Consider the following 20306-nt stretch of genomic DNA (forward strand, 5'->3'; position numbering starts at 1 on the left):
AGGCCCCCGGGGATTCCCCGGGGGCCTTCGTCGTCCCTACCGCAACCGGTACGCGTTGAGCACGGTCTGCGCGCCCGCGTTCCCGTTCTGGTCGACGACCAGCGACTTCAGCGACACCGTCGATCCCGCCGGAGTCTTGAAGATCGCCTTGTACTTGCCCTTCCCCGCCGGTACGACGCTCGCCGCCTGCCAGGTCTTCCCAGCGTCACCCGACACGTGCACGACGACCGACTTCACCGGCGTCACCTTCGCACCAGCGGCGCTGCTGACCGCGAGGTCGAGCACGCTGACCGGCAGCCGCTTCACCGCGTTCCGCTCGTCGACCCGCGGGGTGAACCGGACGGCCTTCATCGGCAGCAGCTCCGCCGCACCGCTCTGCTGGGAGCTGAACGTCCAGACCCCCTCCATCCGGTTGGCCAGCTGCAGCATCGGCCGGTCCTGCACGATCTCCACCCGGTACGCCGCCCGCCCGGCGGGAAGATCCTCCAGCCAGAGCTGCCCGGGCACCGGCGACTCGCCCTGCAGCTTCCCGTCCCGGAACACCTTGGTGCTGCTGCCCGGCCCGACCTCGTCGGACATCCCGTCGTGCCCGTCGCCGTCCCCGTTCGGGAACACGAACAGGTCCATCAGGTTGCCCTCGCGGTAGGACCCGCCGCCGGCGACGTCGATGGTCGCGACCGCCGCGCCCCAGCGTTCGCCGTACGACGTACCGGGCCGGTAGGTCTTGTCGGTGAACGAGTAGGACAGCGGGAAGGTGTAGAACTCGCCGTCGTCGACGAACGTGTTCAGCTGGGCCGCCCAGGTGACGTTCCTGGCGTCGACCAGGTGGGTGACCCGGCGCGGTGCGCTGAACGGGATCGGCCAGCCCGACATGCTCATCGACATCCCGGGCAGGATCCCGAACCGCTCGTCGAAGAGCTGCTGCCCGGGGTGGTCGGCGGTGTAGAGCGTCGACAGCCTGGCCAGCTCCTGGTCGCGGACCGTCCGCTGGTACCCGGTGAAGTAGCTGCCGGTCCGCCCCTGCAGCAGCGTGTACGTGTACGGCGTGTCGAGGAAGTCGCCGTTCTTGCCCGGCACGCCCCAGCGCGACGCGGCGAACGAGGTCATCTCGCCGGTCGGTGCCGCCGGGCCCATCGAGCCCACGAAGACCTGGCCGAGGTCGGCCGCGAAGGTCGAGTTGCCCTGCACGAAGTCCCCGATCGCGCGCTCGTAGCCGAGCTCGACGCGCGCGAGCCGCGCATCGGCCCGCGGCACGGTGATCCGGACCGGCCCGGCCTTGCGCGCGTCCACTGCGACGGTGGTCGCCTTGTCGACGACGAGCCGCGGCCAGACCAGCTGGTAGACGCGCTCCTTCGCGTCCATCAGGTTGCCGTCGACGAAGTACTCGCCCTTGGGCAGCCGCAGTTTCGCGGTGCCCTGCGCGTCGGTGATCACCTCGACGAACCGGACGCCGTCGAGGCCGAGCATCGTCGTGTAGTTGACGTCGGTGCCCTGGCCGTCCGGGCCGAGGTGCTTGACCGTGACGTCGTAGCTCTCGACCTCCTTCTCGACCGCGAGCGGGACGCTCAGGCTGGTCCCGCCGCCGGTGGCGACCAGGCGGCCGGCGTACTGGCCGTCGGGGCCCTGGTGGCGGGTGTCGGAGGTGACGGCGACCGACGCGGTGCCGCCCGCGGGCACGGTGACCTTGCTCGCCGCGAGCTTGAACGCGCTGGACGGCTTGCCGTCCGGTCCGGTCGCGGCGACCTGCAGCTGCAGCGTGACGGCTGCCTGGCCGAGGTTGCGCAGGGCAACCTGTTTGGTGACCGGCTTGTCGTCGGTGTGCGGCCAGAGCGCCTTGCCGAACGAGATGCTGCCCGGCGTCGCCGTCAGCGACTGGGTGATCGCCTTGCCGGCGTCGACCCGCCCGGCGCCCTGCTGGAACACGGTCTGCCCGGCGATCTCCTTCGCCGACGCCATCACGACCGGCTTGAGCTCGGCGGCCTTCCAGGCCGGGTGCTGCTGGGCGAGGAGCGCGGCCGTCCCGGCGACGTGCGGGGTGGCCATCGACGTACCGGAGAGCTTCATGTACTGCGTACCGACCGGCTCGCCGATGTCGGCGCCCTTGGCCCGGGCCGCGACGATGTCCACGCCCGGGCCGGTGACGTCGGGTTTGATCGCGCCGTCGCCGACCCGCGGACCGCGGCTGGAGAACTCCGCGAGCTGGTCTGACCTGTCGACCGCGCCGACGGTCAGCGCCGCGTCGGCGCTGCCCGGCGAGGAGATCGAGCCGTCACCCGGCCCTTCGTTGCCCGCAGCAACGACAAACAGCGTGCCGGTCTGCGCGGTGAGCTTGTTGATCGCCGCCTCGATCGGGTCGACGTCGGGGGTGTCCGGGCCGCCGATGCTGAAGTTGACGACCTTGGCCTTCTGCTCGACCGCGGCCCACTGCAGCCCGGCCAGCATCGCCGAGTCGGTGCAGCTGCCGCTGCCGTCGCAGACCTTGCCGTCGAGCAGCGTCGCATCCGGCGCGACCCCCTTGTACTTGCCGCCGGACGCGGCTCCCGAGCCGGCCACCGTCGACGCGACGTGCGTGCCGTGCCCGAACTGGTCGCCCGCCGGGTCGGTGGTGAAGTTCTTGGTGGCGCCGATCCGGCCCTTGAAGTCCGGGTGCGCCGGGTCGATGCCGGTGTCCAGGATCGCGACCTTGACGCCCTTGCCGGTGAACCCGGCCTGCCAGGCCTTCGGCGCGCCGATCTGCGGGACCGACTGGTCGAGCAGCACCTTGCGCTTGGCGTCCAGCCAGACGTGCGCGATCCCGGCGGCGTCCCGGTTCTGCCCGGTCAGCTGCCGGAGGAACTGCCCGGCCGACTTCTTGTCCACCGTGACCGCGCTCGCGCCGATCGCCGGCAGCTCCTTCGTGACTGTTGCCGATGGCAACTTCGAGGACCGGCTCCGGGTTGCCACGATCAGCGGGATCGTCGCCGACCGCTGGTCGTCGTACCCCATCTCCAGCAGGCCGGACACGTCGAACAGCCGCCGGTCGAGCTTGCCCGCCGTCACCACCGAGCTGACGTCGAGCGGAAGCACCGTCAGCCGGCCGTGCGAGCGCTGCAGCTTGAACACCACCTTGTCGCGGCCGGGACCTGGCGCGACGGAGGCCTTTCGCAGGTCCCCTCCGCGCACCGTCACCCTGTCCCCCGTGACCAGCGTGACGACTCGGTCCTTCCCGGCCTGCGCGCCCGGCTCAGGCGCGGTGTGCGCCTGCGCTCCAGGCCCTTGCACCAAACCGATCGCGAGCGCTCCGGTCAGCACACCGGTTGCGATCGTCAACCATTTCCTGCCGTGCTCCATCTCCTGATCTCCCCTCCGTCGGTGACCACACGGGTACGACGCGTGCCCGGCGGAAAAAGATGCTCCGGATCTCGAGCCCTGCCCTTTCGGACAGGTTCAGCGGATCATCCAGGCCCCGATCACGGTCTGGTCGGTGCTGTTGCCTGCGGCATCCACCGTCCGAGCCCGCAGCGCCACCGACGGTCCGGCCGGTGTCGGGAACACCGCGCGGTACTCGTCGGCACCGACCCGTACGACGCGCGCCGGCCGCCAGGTCTTCCCCGCGTCACCCGACACCTGCACCGACAACTCCCGTACGGCGGGCAACCGAACGCCCGGCGCACCCTGCAGCCGCACGGGAAGCACCGTCACCGGCGACCGCCGCACCGTGTTCCGCGCGTCTACGTCCGGCAGGTACCGCACGGTCCGGATCGGGAACTGCTCCTGCTCACCACCGGCCGACCGGAACGTCGCGACCAGGTCGGTCCGGGTGGACAACCACGACACCGACCGGGTCATCGACGTCTCGAACCGGTACGCCGCCGGCTCCGCCGGAACGTCGCTCACCTCGGCGTACCCGAAGTCCGGCAACTCGCTGAGCAGCTTCCCGTCCCGGTAGAGCTTGCTGCTCGCGCTGTCCGGCGTGGCCGTGAACCAGCCGTGCCCGTCCGCGTCGGCCTGCGGGTAGATCCCGATCACCAGATCCCCGCCGGCCCGCTCGGCGATCGCCGGCAGCGGGACCAGGGCAGCCGCGTTCCAGCGCTCCCGATGGACCGTGCCGGCGGCGTACCGGACCGTTTCCTCGGCGGACTGCGTGATCTCCTGCCGATCCGCGTTGAGCTCGGACAGCTGCCGCTCCCAGTCGTACCCCGGTTCGAACAGCACCCGTGTGGTCGCCGGGGTGGCGAAGCGGGTCAGCGGACTCGCGGAGATGTAGACACCCGGCAGCGACACCAGCAGGCTGCGGGTGATCTCGCGCTCCGAGGTCGCGTTGATCTGCTGGTGCACCGTGGCCAGGTCACGGTCGCGCAGCACTCGGCGGAGTCCGGTGTAGAACGCACCGGGCCGGAGGTCGGCGACGGCGTACTGGTACGGCGTGTTGGTGCTGGACCCGTCGGCGGCCGGCTTCGAGAGGAACGCCATCAGGCTGCCGGTGAAGCGCTCGGGCACCTCGTCCGGGCCCTGCTGGGCGCTGAACAGCCGGTCCTCGGGGTCGACCATCATGCCGAAGTTGAACCAGACCTGCCCGTCCGCGCTGCGCCGGTCGTGCGCGAGCAGCATCAGCCCGGCGCGGGCGCCCGGTTGGGCGGCCGCGGTGACCTTCACCTCGCGGGTCTTGCGCAGGTCGAAGGTGACGGTGACGTCGCGGTCGAGCACGGCGACCGGGCCGGTCACGTCGTACGCGTCGTCGCCAGGTCCTTCGGCGTGTGGGGTCACCAAGCCCGCGTCGACGGCGTACTCGCCCTTCGGCAGCCGGAGCTGGGCGTTGCCCGGGAGGTCGCGGACCTGGCCGGCGGCGAAGTCGAGCAGCGTCGCGTACGCGTCGGTTGCCAGCTCGCCGTCCGGGCCGATGGTCCGGACGGTCAGCGTGTGGCTCTCGACCTCCTTGTCGACGGCGAGCGCGGTGACGATACGGATTTGGTTGCTAATGGCAACGATTTGGCCGCTGTAGAGCCCGTCGGGGCCGGTGTGCCGGGTGTCGACGGTCGCCTGGACCGTCGCCGTGCCGCGGGCCGGGACGGTGAGCGTCGTCGCGGACAGCTTCAAGGCGCCGGCCGGGGCCGGTTCGCCGTCCGGGCCGGTCAGCTGTCCGGCGATCGCCAGGGTGACCGGGCTGTCGCCGAGGTTCCGGTACGTCGCCGTCCGGGTGATCGGGGTGTCGTCGGTGTGCGGCCACTGCACGGCGCCGAAGCCGAGGCTGACCGGGTCCGCGACGACGGTCTGCGTGATCGCGCGCGCGACGTCGATCCGGCCTGCGCCCTGCTCCATCGCGGTCTGATCGCCGTGCGGCTCGGCGGACGCGACCAGCGATGCCTTCAGCTCAGCGGCTTTCCACGCCGGGTGCTGCTGCGCGAGCAGCGCCGCCGCACCGGCGACGTGCGGGGTCGCCATCGAGGTGCCGGAGGCCGCCAGGTAGTGCTCGTCGGCGGACGTCCCCGCCGGTGTGCCGACGCCGGGTGCCTCCGCCAGTGCGCCGGCGCCGGGTGCCTCTGCCGCTGCGCCTGCGCCGGGCGCTTCCGCCGGTGCGCCTGCGCCGGGTGCCTCCGCCGGTGCGCCGGCGATGGACGCCTCCCCCGGTACGCCGTGCGCGCGGGCCGCGACGATGTCGATCCCGGGGGCGGTGACGTCGGGCTTGATCGCGCCGTCACCGGCGCGGGGGCCGCGGCCGCTCAGGTCGGCGAGCTGGTTCTCCTTGTCGACCGCGCCGACGGTCAGCGCGGCGTCCGCGCTGCCGGGCGAGCTGACCGTCCCGGCGCCCGGGCCGGCGTTGCCTGCAGCGATCACGAAGAGGGTTCCGGTCTGGGCGGTGAGCCGGTTGACGGCGGCCTCGACCGGGTCGATCCCGGGGAGGTCCTCGGCGCCGAGGCTGAGGTTCACGACCTTCGCCTTGACCTCGGTCGCGGCCCACTCCAGGCCCGCCAGGATCGCGGAGTCCGGACAGCCGTTCCGTGCGCACACCTTGCCGTCGTACAGGGTGGCGCCGGAGGCGACGCCGCGGTACTTGCCCTGGGAGGCGGCGCCGGTACCGGCGATCGTGGAGGCGACGTGGGTGCCGTGGCCGGTCTGGTCGCCGTCGGGTTCGGTGGTGAAGTTCTTGCGCTGAGCAACCTGTCCGGCGAGATCGGGGTGGGTGCTGTCGATGCCGCTGTCGAGGACGGCGACCGAGACGCCCTTGCCGCTGTAGCCGGCCTGCCAGGCCGCGGGGGCGCCGATCTGCGGGACCGATCGGTCGAGCGTGGGTTGGCGTACGCCGTCCAGCCAGATCTTGTCGATGCCGCTATTCGCCGTGAGGCCGGTGGTCTTCGGGAGCTTGACGGCGGCGCCGTTGATCACCGGGAACTCGCGGGCAATCTTCGCGCCGGACGGGAGGGCGGCGCGGGTGCGGCCGGCGTACGTGATCAGGAGTGGAGTCTGCGGGCTGCGGGCGTCGTCGTACCCGGCGGCCGCGAGTCCTGCGGCGTCGAAGAGACGGCGGTCGAGGCGCCCGGCGGCGATCAGGGGGCGGACATCGGAGGGGATGACGAGGCGCTTGCCGCGCGAGTTCTGGGTGCTGAAGGTGATGCCGCGGCGGCCCGGGCCGGGCTCGACGGACTGGTTGCCGTCGGCGCGCAACGTGACGCGGTCACCGGTGATGAGCGTGACGGTCTGGTGCTTCTGAGGCGGCTGCCATCCGGCCGTGGATGGTGGCGTCGTGGCGTTGGCGGTCCCGGGCGGTACTGCCGCGGACACCACCAAGGCGATCAGCGCGGCTGCTGCGGCGAACCTCATACGTGCTCCCGTCGTCCACGCGGCTCAGGGCGGAGCCGCTGTGCCCGGTCTGACGCACCGGGGACGACGAAAGGTTGGTCAGCCGCGCGGAACGATCAGCCCGAGCACGAGGATCGCCGCGCCCGCCCCGATCAGCAGGCCGGTGTCGAACATCCGGCCACGGACATGCAGCAGCCCGGCCTGGTCGTCGCTCAGCACCGCCCGCAGGAGCCCGGCCAACACGACACTGCCGGAGACGGTGAGGATGCCGTTGAACCAGTCGTAGAAGGTGAGCATCACCAGACCGACAAGCCCTGCCACGAGGACGACAGCCAACGGCCACTCACTGCGCCTGGGCTCGGTCGCGGCCGCCATCACGGAGCTCCGGGGAAAGCGAGAGCGGTCGCCGCGGTCGCGGTCGCCGGATGCGCGGTCGCGTTCGCCGCGTGCGCGGTGTCGCGGGGAGCGCGCGAGGTCGCGACACCGCCGGGCGCGCGCGAAGTGCTGCCGCGAGCGGGCGCCGTGCTGCCCTGCGCGGGCGCGGTGGCGCCGGGCGCGGCGCTGCCGGGCGCGGGTGCGGCGCCGCGGGTAGCCGGCGAGGTCATGCGGTGGCTGCTTCGGCTGCTTCCACCACGTTGGTGAGGAGCATCGCGCGGGTCATCGGGCCGATCCCGCCGGGCATCGGGGCGATCCAGGCGGCGGCCTCGCGGGCGGCCGGGGCGATGTCGCCGACGATCTTGCCCTCGGCGCTGCGGCTGGTGCCGACGTCGAGCAGGACCGCGCCGGGCTTGACCATGTCGGCGGTGATCAGACCGGCCGAGCCGGCCGCGGCGATCACGATGTCGCCGGTGCGGACCACCGACGCCAGGTCCTTGGTGCCGGTGTGGCACTGGGTGACGGTCGCGTTCTCCGACTTGCGCGTGAACAGCAGCCCCATCGGGCGCCCGGCGGTCACCCCGCGCCCGACCACGACGACGTGCGCGCCGGCGATCGGTACGTCGTACCGGCGGAGGATCTCGACGCAGCCCTTCGGCGTACAGGGCAGCGGGCCGTCCTGGCCGAGGACCAGCTTGCCGAGGCTCATCGGGTGCAGCCCGTCGGCGTCCTTGAGCGGGTCGATCAGCCCGAGGATCGCGTTGGTGTCCACGTGCTTGGGCAACGGCAGCTGCACGATGAACCCGGTGCAGGCCGGGTTCTCGTTCAGCTCACGCACCTTCGCCGCGATCTCGTCCTGGGTCGCCGTGTCCGGCAGCTCCACCTCGATCGAGGAGATCCCGACCGCCGCACAGTCCCGGTGCTTCCCGGCGACGTACGCCCGGCTGCCCGGGTCGTCCCCGACCAGGATCGTCCCGAGCCCGGGCACAACCCCCTGCTCGGCGAGCTTGGCCACCCGGACCTTCAGCTCGTCCTTGATCGCCGCCGCCGTCGCCTTACCGTCCAAAACCTGAGCCGTCACAACACCGGAGTCTGCCACGCCTCCCACTCACCCCACGCGCCACCCGACACCAACCGCCGACAACTACTTGAACCCACCGCAGCCCCGCGCCCACCACGATCCGCCCACACCCACCACCTCGCCTCCAGTCCCCACAGCAAGTACCAGCCCCCGCTGCCCTCCCACCCCTCTCTCCATCCCCAACCCCGAACCTCCGGCTCCTCACCACCTCACAAACCCACCCACCACCTCAACCACCCGCCACATCTCCCCTCGGGAGACGCCACCGGGTGAGGGGAACCCGATGGACTCACCCGCCTGGGCCCGCCCCAGGGCACCCCAAGCGGAGCGCATTCGGATGGGTGCTACTCGGGTGGGCACACCTCAGGCACGCTCGCCCCGGGGCCCAAGCGGGCGCACCAGGAGTGGCCACCACTCAGGTGGGCACATCTCAGGCGAAACGACCCGCGACGTGAACCCCGATGGGCTCGCCAGGCTGGACCCGCCTCAGGGGACCCCGGGCGGGTACGCCTCAGGCAGGCGCGAGCCCGCCCCGGGGGCACCCGGCACACCCGGGCGGGTGCCACTCGGGTGTGCACACCTCATGCGGACGACCCGCGAGCCGAACCCCGGCGGGGACAGTCCAGCGTGGAGTGAACCCGGCGACCACGACACAGCGTGGGTGAACCCCGGCGGGACGCCCCCGGGCGGAGCGGCGACCAAGCGCGCTGAACCCCGGTCGAACCGACCCCGCGAGCTTGCTCGCCTCCAGTCCCCACCACCTCTCCTCCCCCAGTCCCCACAGCAAGTACCAGCCCCCGCTGCACTCCCACCCCTCTCTCCACCCCCACCCCAAACCCCCGGCTCCTCACCACCCCCACAAACCCACCCACCACCTCAACCACCCGCCACATCTCCCCCTCGCGATACGCCCACGCAGGTGAGGTGAAGCACAATCCTGACCGATCGGTTGAATACTGGCCGATCGGTCAGGCAAGCTGGTTGACATGGCAGAGAGCACCCCCGCGCGGGAGCGGACCCGGCGCGAGATCGAGCAGCAGGCCGTGGCGCTGTTCGCTAGCAAGGGGTACAGCGCGACCTCGTTGCAGGACATCGCGACCGCCGCCGGGTGCTCGAAGGCGACCGTGCTCTACCACTTCAACGGCAAGGCCGCCGTGCTGGCTGCTGCGCTGGAGCCGTCGAAGCAGGCGTTGAAGGTCGTGATCGCCGAGGCCGAGCAGTTGCCGGCCGACGAGGCTCAGGAGCTGGCGATCGTGCGGTTCAGCGAGCTCGCGGTCGGGGCTCGTGGGCTGATCGCCGTGCTGTCCGACATCCTGCCGACGATGGACGGGATGCCCGAGTTCGCCGAGCTGATCAGCGAGGGCATCCGGCTCACCGAGATCATGGCCGGCCAGAGCCACGACCAGCTGGAGCTGGACGTGGCGAAGTTCGCCGTCAACGGGTTGCTCGGCGAGTGCCGGCACCCGGGAGAGCGCTCCGACGCGGAGCTGCTCGAGCTGTGCAACACCGCTCTGCGCCGGCTGCTCCGTCCGCCGGCGACCAGCGAACCGGCCCTCGGCGCCACCTCGCCGGCGACCGAAGTCTGATTCCCCTGCCCGCCCGGACCATCCGAAACGGACGTACTGACTGATGGCGAATCTCCTGTACCGGCTCGGCCGGTTCTCCTACCAGCGGCGGCGGCTCGTCGCCTCGCTCTGGGCGGTGGTGCTGGTCCTGCTCGGGGTCGGCGCGCTGACCCTGGGCGGCCAGACCGCGAACACGTTCTCGATCCCGGGCACCGAGTCGCAGCGCGCGCTCGACGCGCTGGCCAAGGACCTGCCGGCCGCCAGCGGCGCGTCCTCGAGCGTCGTGGTCAAGGCCCCGGCGGGCAAGACGCTGATGGACCCGGCGGTCAAGGCCGCGGTCGGGGTCACCGTCGCGAAGGTCGCGAAGGTCCCCGAGGTGGTCGGCGCCGTCGACCCGTACACCGCGCGGGCGATCAGCCCGGACGGGACGACCGGGCTGATCCAGGTCCAGTTCGCGAAGTCCGCCGACCAGCTCTCCGAGGAGAGCACCAAGGCGTACGACGGACTGAACGCGCTCAGCACCGGTGACCTGCGGGTCGTCCCGGGCGGTGCGGTGGTCGGCGGGCCGCCGGAGATCGGCAGCACCGAGGTGATCGGTGTCGCGATCGCCGCGGTCATCCTGGTGATCACCTTCGGCTCGCTGGTCGCCGCGGGCATGACGTTGCTGACGGCACTGATCGGCGTACTGGCCGGGATGGCCGGCCTGTTCCTGGTCACCGCGTTCACCGAGGTCTCCTCGACCGCGCCGATCCTCGCGCTGATGCTCGGCCTGGCCGTCGGGATCGACTACGCGCTGTTCATCAGCTCGCGGCACCGGTCGCAGCTCGCCGAGGGGATGGACCCGGAGGAGTCGGTGGCACGCGCCACGGCGACCGCGGGGTCGGCCGTCCTGTTCGCCGGTGCGACCGTCGTGATCGCGCTGGCCGGGCTGAGCCTGGTCGGCGTACCGTTCCTGACCGCGATGGGCCTGGCCGCGGCCGCGACCGTGCTGACCGCCGTACTGGTCGCTCTGACGCTGCTGCCGGCGATGCTCGGCTTCGTCGGCAAGCGGGTGCTGCCGCGCAAGCTGCGCCACCACGGCGCGCACGCCGCCGAGCCGGTCGAGGTCAAGGAGGGCTTCGGTTTCCGCTGGGCCCGGCTGGTGACCCGCTTCCGCGTCCCGATCGTTGCCCTGGGCATCCTCGGGCTCGGTGCGCTGGCGCTGCCGGTGCAGGACATGCGGCTGGCGATGCCGGACGGCGCGACCGCCGCGGAGAACACCAACCAGCGGATCGCGTACGACCTGTCCGCGGCGGCCTTCGGCCCCGGCTCGAACGGGCCGCTCGTGGTGGTCGTGAAGACGCCGAACGCGCAGCAGTCCGAGGCCCTGGTCGGTCAGGTGCTCGGGCTGACCAAGAACTTCAAGGACATCGTCGCGGCCCAGCCCGGCCCGGCCAGCCAGGACGGCGCGACCCGGCTGATCAGCGTGATCCCGGCCAGCGGGCCCGCGAGCGAGCAGACCGCCGACCTGGTCGGTGACCTGCGCGACTCGCTGAAGCCGCTGTCGGTGAACGGCGCGGACGTGTCGGTCACCGGCAACACCGCGATCGGGGTGGACGTGTCGCAGAAGCTGACCGACGCGCTGCCGACGTACCTGCTGGTCGTGATCGGGTTGTCGTTCCTGCTGCTCCTGCTGGCGTTCCGGTCGATCCTGGTGCCGCTGAAGGCGACGCTGGGCTTCCTGCTGACGATCGGCGCGACGTTCGGGATCACCGTCGGGGTGTTCCAGCTCGGCTGGGGCGCGGCGCTGTTCGGGGTGGACTCCCCGGGCCCGCTGGTCAGCTTCCTGCCGATCATCATGATGGGCATCCTGTTCGGGCTGGCGATGGACTACGAGGTGTTCATCGTGTCCCGGGTCCGGGAGGAGTTCGTGCACGGCAAGCACGCGACCGAGGCGACGATCGCCGGCGTCGGGCACGGCGCCCGGGTGGTGACCGCGGCCGCGCTGATCATGGCGGCGGTGTTCGCGGGCTTCATCCTGGTGCACGACCCGATCATCAAGACGATCGGCTTCGGGCTGACCGTCGGCGTGCTGATCGACGCGTTCGTGGTCCGGATGACGATCGTGCCCGCGGTGCTGTCGCTGCTCGGCGACCGGGCCTGGTGGTTCCCGAAGTGGCTGGACCGGATCACCCCGAAGGTCGACATCGAGGGCGAGTCGCTGCGCGTGGACGAACCGAAGGACAAGCAGCTCGTCGAAGCCTGACGAGGCCGGGCGCGCCGCGGGTCGGCTGCGGCGCGACCGGTACGGCGGGAGCCTGATCGAGCAGGGCGTGGCCGACCCGGCCACGCCCTAGTCTCGGGCCATGGCCGACCTGCCCGAGGACCTGCGGATCCTGCTCAGCGACGACCGTCCGTACCTGCACCTGTTCGGGCCCGACGCGCCCTGGCCGTTCCCGGACGGCTGGCTGGAGGACACCCGGGCGCGGGCGACCGCCCTGGTCCGCGACCCGGCCTTCGAGCGCTTCACACTCACCGGCAAGCTCGCCCGCTCGTACCTGCGCGAGGACGCACCGGTGCTGGCGGCAACGTTCCACGACCTGAACGCCCTGCTCTACGCACCGCTCAGCATCGTCAGCGGCCCCGGCGCGAACCAGCTGTCGCTGCTGATGGAGGAGTTCCGCACCGAGCCCACCACCCCGTTCAAGTTCGACAGCTGGCTGACCAAGAGCCGGATGGAGCTGCCGGGGAGCTGGTTCGCCAAGCTGGGCGCAGCTCCCGGGCTCCGCGAGCGGCTGGTCGAGTTCTGCCGCCAGGGCCTCGACCTGTACCGCGGCGTCGAGCCCTTCGAGCCGCGTCGGACGTTCCTGGCCGGCCTGTTCGATCGCGTCGCCGAGGACCCCGACCTGCTCCGCGCCCACCGCGAGCTCCCGTACGACGAGCTGAAGGAGCTGTGGCTCACCGAGCTGTGCGCGGGCGACGAGGCATTCGCCGTACTGCCTGAGCAGTCGGACAACCCGCTCGAGCTGCTGATCTGGGCCATGACACGGCTGCGCACGGCGTACGCCGAGGTCTCGGCGGTCACTCCGGAGCGGGAGCAGTCGTTCGAGCTGCACCTGGCCGAGCTGCTGCACCAGGTCGGGCGGATCGACGTACCGGCTGGGCTGCTGTTCGCCGGAGTGAGTACGGCGGAGGTGCAGGAGCACTTCGACGAGCTGGCCAAGCAGCACGACCGGAAGGCGTGGCTCCGGCGTCAGGAAGGCTGGATGGCCCGCGCCTGCGAGGCCGGCGCCGCGCACGCGGCGCGGCGCTGGCTGGGCGCGATGTACCAGGTCGGCGGTTGTCTCGCCGGGCTGCCGGGCTGGCCGGTCGCGTCGGACCACCTCAACCTGCCGCGGCGGTACCTGCGCAACCTCCGGACGCTGTACGACCTGCGCTCGGCGGCGCGCCAGCACACCGTCGCAGCGGCCGGCTCCGACCCGATGGGCGAGCTCGCGGGGATGGTCGGGCTGACCGCGGTCAAGCAGCAGATCGGCGAGCTGGTCGCCGAGGCGAAGGTCGCCGGGCTGCGGACCGGGGCCGGGATGACGATCACCCGGCGAACGCGGCCGCTGCTGTTCGTCGGGCGGCCGGGGACCGGGAAGTCGACCGTCGCGCGACACCTCGCGACGGCGTACCGGCAGTTCGGGCGGCTGACCTCCGGGCACGTCGTGACCGTCGGCCGGTCGGACCTCACGACGGGCGGGGCCGTGCCGACGCCGGTCAAGGTGCAGAGCGCTGTCGCTCGCGCGGTCGGCGGCCTGCTGTACGTCGACGAGGCGCACCGGCTGAGCAAGCATCCGGACGTGCTGTCGGCGCTGGTGCAGGCGATGGACGAGCACCGCGACGACCTGGTGGTCGTGCTCGCGAGCTACCCGGACGCGGTCGACGAGCTGCTGGACAGCCATCCGGGGCTGCGCTCGCGGGTGGGGCGGGTGCTGACCTTCCCCGACTACACCGACGCCGAGCTGCTCACGCTGTTCCGGACCCTGGCCGGTACGGCGGGGTACGTGCTGGCCGGCGACGTCGCCGACCGGGTGCCGCTGCTGCTCAAGCGGTTGCCCAGGGCAATTGGTTTCGGGAACGCGCGAGCGGCCCGGTCGCTGCTGGAGCAGATCTCGGTCCGGCAGGCGGTGCGGATCGCGGCGCTGGCCGATCCTTCGCCGGAGCAGGTCCGCGAGCTGATCGCCGACGACCTGCCGCTGCTGGCGGCCGAGGTCGCCGGCGGTCCGGCTCCGGAGCAGCGCCGCTCCGCGCACGAGCAGCTCGAACGGATGGTCGGCCTGGCCGAGGTCAAGGACGCCGTCCGGCGACTGACCGCCGAGGCGGCCGCCGAGGTCCTGCGCGCCAAGGCCGGGATCCAGCCCATCGAGCAGTCCCGGCACCTGGTCTTCCTCGGCAACCCGGGCACCGGCAAGACGACGGTCGCGCGGCTGCTCGCCGAGATCTACCGCGACCTGGGCCTGCTCGGCAGCGGTCAGCTGGTCGAGGTGACCCGCACCGACCTGATCGCGGAGTACGTCGGCCAGACCGGGCCGAAGGTCCGCCGGGCCGTCGAGAGCGCGATCGGCGGCGTGCTGTTCATCGACGAGGCGTACGCGCTCGCCGACAACACGGCGTACAGCGCGGAGGCGATCGCGACGCTGGTGCAGCAGATCGAGCTGCACCGCGACGAGCTGGTGGTGGTGATCGCCGGCTACGCGAAGGAGATGAAGCGGCTGCTGGACGCCAACAGCGGGCTGCGGTCGCGCTTCCCGGTCACGCTGCGGTTCGCCGACTACTCGGTCGGCGAGCTGACCGGGATCTTCCGCGGGCTCGCCGAGGACGCCGGGTTCACGCTCGGCGACGGCGTAGCGGAGCGGGTCGGGCGGCTGCTCGGGCCGCTGCGGGGCCAGTACGGGTTCGGCAACGGTCGGGAGGCGCGCAGCGTGTTCGAGGCGACGGTCGCGCGGCAGGCGACGCGGATCGCCGAGCTCGACGTACCAGGTCTGGAGGAGCTGGCCGAGCTGCTGCCCGGTGATGTGCCGTCGAGCTGGCGGCAGCAGAGCGCGCCGCCGGTGGGGCAGTACCTGTAGGGAATCTTTCCCGGTCTTGCCGCCGTTGGGACGGATAGTTTATTCTTGAACTACCTGCTCAGCGAGGAGACCTCCATGCCTGCCGTCACCGTCAGCGACATCACCGTGCTGCCCCGCGTCCACCAGCCCGACCCGGCCGTGTCCCGCGAGCGCGCGGTCCGGTCGGTGACATCGGCGCCGAGCGGGTACGAGGGCGAGGGCTTCCCGGTCCGCCGGGCCTTCGCCGGGGTCGACCTGCGCGACCTGGACCCGTTCATCCACATGGACCAGATGGGTGAGGTCGAGTACGCGCCGGGCGAGCCGAAGGGCACGCCGTGGCACCCGCACCGCGGCTTCGAGACCGTCACCTACATGCTCGACGGGATCATGGAGCACCAGGACTCCCAGGGCAACGGCGGTGTGATCACCAACGGCGACACCCAGTGGATGACCGCCGGCAGCGGGCTGCTGCACATCGAGACCCCGCCGGAGCACCTGGTGACCAGCGGCGGCCTGTTCCACGGCATCCAGCTCTGGGTGAACCTGCCGCGGGCGCAGAAGTGGGCCCCGCCGCGCTACCAGGACATTCGCGGCGGCGACTCGGCCCTGCTGTCCACCCCGGACGGCGGCGCGCTGATCCGCGTCATCGCCGGCTCGGTCGACGGGCACGACGGCCCGGGCTCGACGCACACCCCGATCACGCTGGTGCACGCCTCGGTGAGCCCGGGCGCGGAGATGGTGCTGCCCTGGCAGCCGGACTACAACGCGCTCGTCTACGTGCTGGCCGGCCAGGGCACGGTCGGCGCCGAGCGGCGCCCGTTCCGCAAGGGCCAGCTCGCGCTGTTCGGCCCCGGCGACACGATCCGTACCCAGGCCGCGACCTCCCAGCCGCTGGCCGAGCCGAACCTCGACGTCCTGGTCCTCGGCGGCCGCCCGATCCGCGAGCCGGTCGCGATGGCCGGCCCGTTCGTGATGAACACCCGCGACGAGGTCGTCCAGGCCTTCGAGGACTTCCAGGCCGGCAAGCTCGGCACCATCCCCGCCGTCCACGGCGCCCCGACCGAGCTGCGCGAGTCGAACTGACCCCGCGCCATTGACCCCACCGCCGGTGTAGACCGGTTGGTGGGGTGGTGCGGATGCGTCGGGTGCTGTTGGTTCTGGTGCTGCTGGTCGCTGGGTGTTCCTCGCCGGCCGACGTACGGGTCGAGGTGGAGCCGACGGCGCTCGCAGACGCCGCCGCGCACGTGAAGGTGAGCGGGCTGGGGAGCGGCGACGCGGTCGAGATCGTGGCGGAGACCGCTGACTCCGCGGGCAAGGTCTGGAAGGCTGCGGCGACGTACAAGGCCGACGGGCACGGTGTCGTCGACCTCGACCGGGCCGCACCGACCGGCGGGAGCTACGCCGGGGTCGATGGGATGGGCCTGTTCTGGGGGATGAACTCGCCGGACGGGGATCCTGAGCAGCAGTACTACCTGCCTGAGGTGTCCGACGGACTGCCTCGGTCGGTTGTGCGGTTCAGCGTGCGGGACGAGGACGGGAAGACGCTCGCGACGGCGACACAGACGCGGCGATTCTTGAACGACGGGGAGACCAACCGAACGCTGACACTGGCGCACGACAAGGTGGTCGGCCGGGTGTTCCTGCCGAAGCCTGACGGTCAGCGGCATCCGGGCGTGCTGCTGCTCGGCGGGTCCGAGGGCGGGATGAGTCTGACCCTCACGGCCGCGCTGCTGGCGGCGTACGGGTTTCCGTCGCTGACCGTCGCGTACTTCGGGGAGCCTGGGCTGCCGAAGACGCTGAAGCAGATCCCGCTGGAGTACTTCGAGACCGCGGCGAAGCTGCTCGCCGCGCAGCCTTCTGTGGATCCTAGACGGATGATCGCACTCGGCGTCTCGCGCGGCGCCGAGGCGTCGCTGCTGATGGCGCAGGACTTCCCGGCGCTGATCCACGGCGCCGTCCTCTACGCCCCGACCTCGAAGGTCGCGCCGGGTTTCCCCGACTACCTCTCCAAGTCCTGGACGCTGCACGGGACGCCGCTCGCCGAGGACCTGATCCCGGTCGACCGCGTCAGCGGCCCGGTGCTCGCCGTCGCCGGTACGGCGGACGGCGTCTGGCAGTCGGCTCCGGCCGCCCAGCTGATCACCACCGAGCTCGACGCGGCCCACAACCGCCATCCCCACAAGGCGCTGATCTACCCCGGCGCCGGGCACAACGTCGGCACGTATCCGTACGTCCCGCAGGGCACGCAGTTCTACGAGTCCGCGGCCCAGCACACGGCGTACCTCGGCGGCAGTCGTCCGGTCAACGCCGCCGCTCAGGCCGATGCCTGGCCGCAGGTGCTGGCGCTGCTGCGGGCGCTCTAGAAGTTGTCGGCCGCGATGTAGCGCGGGATTCGCTCGTCGTCCGGGTCGGCGCCGTACGCCGTCGCGAACTCGCGCGCTGTCGGCGGTCCGCCGTACTGGGGGTTGAGGCCGCCGGACAGGCTCTGGGTCATCACCGCTACGTCGACGTACGGGTCGCCGAGGCCGAGCCGGCTCAGATCCAGTACGCCGGTGCAGCGCAGCGTCTCCGGGTCGATCAGGACGTTGGGCAGGCAGTAGTCGCCGTGGGTGACCACGGTCGGCGTTCCGGGGAAGGGTGAGGTGAACGGGCAGTCGGTCAGCTCGTGCAGTTGCTGCAGGCAATCAATGACCGCGGCCAGTACGGCGGGACGCTCGGCCGCCGGCCACGGTTGGGAGGCGTCGCGGCCGGGGAGCGCGGAGGTCAGCATCCAGTCGTCGCCGCGGTCGAGCAGGCGTGGACAGCTGAAGCCCGTGGCGCTCAGCCAGGCGACGCGGTCGGCCTCGGCGGCGGCTTCGGGGCCGGCCTTGTAGTACAGGGTTTCCGTCCCGCGCTCGAGACGGACGACGGTCGCACCGGAGAAGCCGATGTGCACCTGCTCGGCGGTGTGCGCGCCGAAGCGGGTCGCGAGGTTGTCCACGGCGGCACCCTAGGCGATCGGCCCAGGGTGCCGCTCGTGGATTTCTCAGCGCAGGTTGCGGTGCAGCGCGGAGATCAGCTCGCCGTCGGCGGTGTCGCCGTCCAGCGACCAGATCATCGCGCCGCCGAGGCCGCGCTGGTTGATGTAGCGGGCCTTGCGGCGCATCTCGGTCGGGTCGTCGTAGGTCCAGAACGTCGTCCCGTCGAAGATCCAGGCGAAGCCGGCCTTCTCGTCGCGGTGCAGGGTGAACTGGCTCAGCTTCGACTTGAGCACCTTGTAGTCCTCGGTGCCGGCCTCGAACGTCCCCGGGGCGGCGGCCGTGGCGGGCTGGAAGAGTCCGTTGTTCTGGTTCGTCACGCCGGTCCAGCCGTGGCTGTAGAACGGGACGCCCATGACGAGCTTGTTCCGCGGCGCACCGCGGGACAGGTACGCGTCGATCGTGACCTGCGAGCTGAACTCGGCCGGAGCAGGATCACCGGCGGGTCCGTCGATCGCGGACTGCTGGTTGGTCTGCTGGTCCCAGGGGCCGTGGTAGTCGTAGCCCTGCGTCGTCCCGAAGGTCAGGTCCTTGAAGATCTTCTTGACCTCGAACCCGTTGTCCACCTGGGCCGGTGCGGCCGGGAGGAACGCCGACAGCGTGTAGCGGCCCTTGAACGGCCAGGACTGCCGGTCCAGCTGCTTGCGGTACTCGTGCACCAGACCGGTGAAGTTCTGCTTGTCCTCGGGCCGGATGATGTTGCCCGGGTTGCCCTCGCTGCCCGGCCACTCCCAGTCCAGGTCGATGCCGTCGAAGACGCCCTTCGCGGCGCCGGCCGGCAGGCCCGGCAGGTTGCCCTTGATCCACATGTCGACGCAGGACTTCACGCTCGCCGCGCGGTTCGCCGGCAGTGCGGCGTCCGAGAAGTACTTCGAACCGGTCCAGCCACCGAGCGAGATGCTGATCCGCAGCTTCGGGTACTTCTGCTTCAGCTGCTTGAGCTGGTTCAGGTTTCCGGCGAGCGGCTGGCCGGCCACGTCGGCCTTGCCGCTGACGCTCTGCTCGGCGGTGAACGGCCGCTGGTAGTCGGCCCACGCGTCGCTGCTGATGCACTTGCCCTGCTCGTCCAGGAACCCGAACGCGTAGTTCAGGTGCGTCAGCTTGGCGGCCGCGCCGCTCTTCACCAGGTCCTTCACCAGGACGTTGCGGTCGTAGCCGCTCCACTGGGTGTAGTACCCGACCACTCGCTTGCCGCTGCCGTGCGCTTCGGCCGGCACCGCGGTCAAACCCACCGGCGCGACGACGGCCACAGCCGTCAGCAGCACCAGACTCCGACGTTTCACTGACATTGATCTCCCCACCCGGGCGGTCACTAAGGGACAGATGCGGCTCACCCTAGGTCCCGGCGATGAGTTAGGCAATGTCACTGCCGAAGTCACTTTGGCACATCCTCGCCAGCGGGGAGAGCGCTTTCTTTCCCCACACCCTTGGGTTAGTCGGTCGAGCCCCGGACCACCAGCCGGAAGTCGGTGGTCACGTGCTCCGGCGTCCGGGTGGGATCGGCCAGCCGTTGAGCGAGCAGCTCGACGCCGCGACGGGCGATCTGGCCGACCGAAGGCGCGACGCTGGTCAGCGGCGGCGTGCTGTACTGCGCTTCCTCGACGTCGTCGAAGCCGACGACCGCCAATTCACCTGGTACGTCGACGCCGAGCTCGGCACAGCCCGCGAGGACGCCGAGCGCCAGCGAGTCGTTCAGCGCGAAGACCGCATCAGCTCTCCTCAGCTTGTCCACCGCCGCCCGGCCGGCCTCCCGGGTCCACGGGATCGCCAACTCCTCCTGCGCTTCCAGTCCCGCCTCGGCCAGCGCCTTGCGGAAACCCTCGCGCCGCAGCCTCCCCGACTTGTTCGCCGCCGCATCCCCCAGCAGCACCACCCTTCGCTTGCCCAGAGCAACCAAATGCCCGGTCGCCGCCCGCGCCCCCGCGACGTTCGGGATCGCCACGTGGTCGAACGGCCCGTCCAGCCGCCGGTCCCCGATCAGCACCAGCGGGTACGCCGTACCGGCCGCCAACCGCGCATCCGCCGCCGTCAGCTCGATCGCACTCAGCAGCGCGCCGTCGGTCAGGCTGCTCCGCCCACCCCCGAGCACCAGCCGCTCGCGCTCCCGCCGGCCGCCGGTCACCTCGACCATCACGGTCAGTTCGTGCCGCTCGGCCTCGTGCACGACCGCCTCGGCGAGGTCCGCGAAGTACCGCTCCCGCAGACTCGGTACGCCGAGCGCGATCAGCCCGGTCCGCCCGAGCCGCAGCCCGCGCGCGGCCGCGCTGCGCTGGTACCCGAGCGCGTCGATCGCCGCCTGGACCTTCGCCCGCACCTCGGGCGAGACGTGCACGTACCCGTTGACGACGTTCGACACGGTCCGCGCCGACACCCCGGCGTACCGGGCCACGTCGCTCTGCCGCACCACCACCCGCGCTCC

13 protein-coding genes are annotated in these 20306 nt (G+C 71.5%); 5 read left to right on the forward strand and 8 right to left on the reverse strand.

Features of this window, described 5'->3' with window-relative positions; genetic code table 11:
* Window positions 1-36: 36 nt before the first annotated feature.
* From AB0M01_RS07580 to AB0M01_RS07600, 5 genes are all read right to left on the reverse strand, one after another.
* Complete coding sequence (locus AB0M01_RS07580) at window positions 37-3309, reverse strand: S8 family serine peptidase (RefSeq protein WP_363666606.1); 3273 nt, start codon at window positions 3307-3309, stop codon at window positions 37-39.
* Between the two features lie 117 nt (window positions 3310-3426).
* Window positions 3427-6798: a S8 family serine peptidase gene (locus AB0M01_RS07585; protein WP_363666608.1), complete on the reverse strand. Its 3372-nt coding sequence runs from the start codon at window positions 6796-6798 to the stop codon at window positions 3427-3429.
* A gap of 78 nt (window positions 6799-6876) precedes the next feature.
* Complete coding sequence (locus AB0M01_RS07590; protein WP_363666609.1) at window positions 6877-7152, reverse strand: DUF3017 domain-containing protein; 276 nt, start codon at window positions 7150-7152, stop codon at window positions 6877-6879.
* On the reverse strand, window positions 7152-7382 hold the full coding sequence (locus AB0M01_RS07595) for a hypothetical protein (protein ID WP_363666611.1): 231 nt from the start codon (window positions 7380-7382) through the stop codon (window positions 7152-7154). The genes AB0M01_RS07590 and AB0M01_RS07595 overlap by 1 nt, the downstream gene beginning before the upstream one ends.
* Window positions 7379-8233: a bifunctional methylenetetrahydrofolate dehydrogenase/methenyltetrahydrofolate cyclohydrolase gene (locus AB0M01_RS07600; protein WP_363666613.1), complete on the reverse strand. Its 855-nt coding sequence runs from the start codon at window positions 8231-8233 to the stop codon at window positions 7379-7381. Before AB0M01_RS07600 ends, AB0M01_RS07595 begins: the two co-directional genes overlap by 4 nt.
* 986 nt (window positions 8234-9219) lie before the next feature.
* Between AB0M01_RS07600 and AB0M01_RS07605 the strand changes: the two genes are divergently transcribed.
* The 5 genes from AB0M01_RS07605 to AB0M01_RS07625 all read left to right on the forward strand — a co-directional run bounded on the left by AB0M01_RS07605 (window position 9220) and on the right by AB0M01_RS07625 (window position 17233).
* On the forward strand, window positions 9220-9819 hold the full coding sequence (locus AB0M01_RS07605) for a TetR/AcrR family transcriptional regulator (protein ID WP_363666615.1): 600 nt from the start codon (window positions 9220-9222) through the stop codon (window positions 9817-9819).
* Between the two features lie 43 nt (window positions 9820-9862).
* Complete coding sequence (locus AB0M01_RS07610; protein WP_363666616.1) at window positions 9863-12043, forward strand: MMPL family transporter; 2181 nt, start codon at window positions 9863-9865, stop codon at window positions 12041-12043.
* 100 nt (window positions 12044-12143) lie between these two features.
* Window positions 12144-14891, forward strand: a complete 2748-nt coding sequence (locus AB0M01_RS07615) for an AAA family ATPase (protein ID WP_363666618.1) — start codon at window positions 12144-12146, stop codon at window positions 14889-14891.
* 75 nt (window positions 14892-14966) lie between these two features.
* On the forward strand, window positions 14967-15953 hold the full coding sequence (locus tag AB0M01_RS07620; RefSeq protein WP_363666620.1) for a pirin family protein: 987 nt from the start codon (window positions 14967-14969) through the stop codon (window positions 15951-15953).
* A gap of 53 nt (window positions 15954-16006) precedes the next feature.
* Window positions 16007-17233, forward strand: coding sequence for an acyl-CoA thioesterase/bile acid-CoA:amino acid N-acyltransferase family protein (locus AB0M01_RS07625; RefSeq protein WP_363666622.1), 1227 nt, complete (start codon window positions 16007-16009; stop codon window positions 17231-17233).
* On the opposite strand, the gene AB0M01_RS07630 is transcribed toward AB0M01_RS07625, so the two are convergent.
* The 3 genes from AB0M01_RS07630 to AB0M01_RS07640 form a co-directional block, all read right to left on the reverse strand.
* Entirely contained in the window at window positions 17230-17850 is a 621-nt protein-coding gene (locus AB0M01_RS07630; protein ID WP_363666624.1) for a phosphotransferase, read from the reverse strand. The two genes, AB0M01_RS07625 and AB0M01_RS07630, sit on opposite strands and share 4 nt — an antisense overlap.
* A 45-nt stretch (window positions 17851-17895) precedes the next feature.
* Entirely contained in the window at window positions 17896-19176 is a 1281-nt protein-coding gene (locus tag AB0M01_RS07635; protein ID WP_363666626.1) for a glycoside hydrolase family 18 protein, read from the reverse strand.
* A 143-nt stretch (window positions 19177-19319) separates the two neighbouring features.
* Window positions 19320-20297, reverse strand: coding sequence for a LacI family DNA-binding transcriptional regulator (locus AB0M01_RS07640; protein WP_363666628.1), 978 nt, complete (start codon window positions 20295-20297; stop codon window positions 19320-19322).
* Window positions 20298-20306 lie beyond the last annotated feature (9 nt).

Source organism: Kribbella sp. NPDC051770, assembly GCF_040681455.1.
Taxonomy (GTDB): Bacteria; Actinomycetota; Actinomycetes; order Propionibacteriales; family Kribbellaceae; genus Kribbella.

Coding starts and splice junctions, on each gene's coding strand:
- AB0M01_RS07585 (WP_363666608.1), bottom strand. CDS start 6,798: ATGAGGTTCGCCGCAGCAGCCGCGCTGATCGCCTTGGTGGTGTCCGCG.
- AB0M01_RS07590 (WP_363666609.1), bottom strand. CDS start 7,152: ATGGCGGCCGCGACCGAGCCCAGGCGCAGTGAGTGGCCGTTGGCTGTC.
- AB0M01_RS07595 (WP_363666611.1), bottom strand. CDS start 7,382: ATGACCTCGCCGGCTACCCGCGGCGCCGCACCCGCGCCCGGCAGCGCC.
- AB0M01_RS07605 (WP_363666615.1), top strand. CDS start 9,220: ATGGCAGAGAGCACCCCCGCGCGGGAGCGGACCCGGCGCGAGATCGAG.
- AB0M01_RS07610 (WP_363666616.1), top strand. CDS start 9,863: ATGGCGAATCTCCTGTACCGGCTCGGCCGGTTCTCCTACCAGCGGCGG.
- AB0M01_RS07615 (WP_363666618.1), top strand. CDS start 12,144: ATGGCCGACCTGCCCGAGGACCTGCGGATCCTGCTCAGCGACGACCGT.
- AB0M01_RS07620 (WP_363666620.1), top strand. CDS start 14,967: ATGCCTGCCGTCACCGTCAGCGACATCACCGTGCTGCCCCGCGTCCAC.
- AB0M01_RS07625 (WP_363666622.1), top strand. CDS start 16,007: ATGCGTCGGGTGCTGTTGGTTCTGGTGCTGCTGGTCGCTGGGTGTTCC.
- AB0M01_RS07635 (WP_363666626.1), bottom strand. CDS start 19,176: ATGTCAGTGAAACGTCGGAGTCTGGTGCTGCTGACGGCTGTGGCCGTC.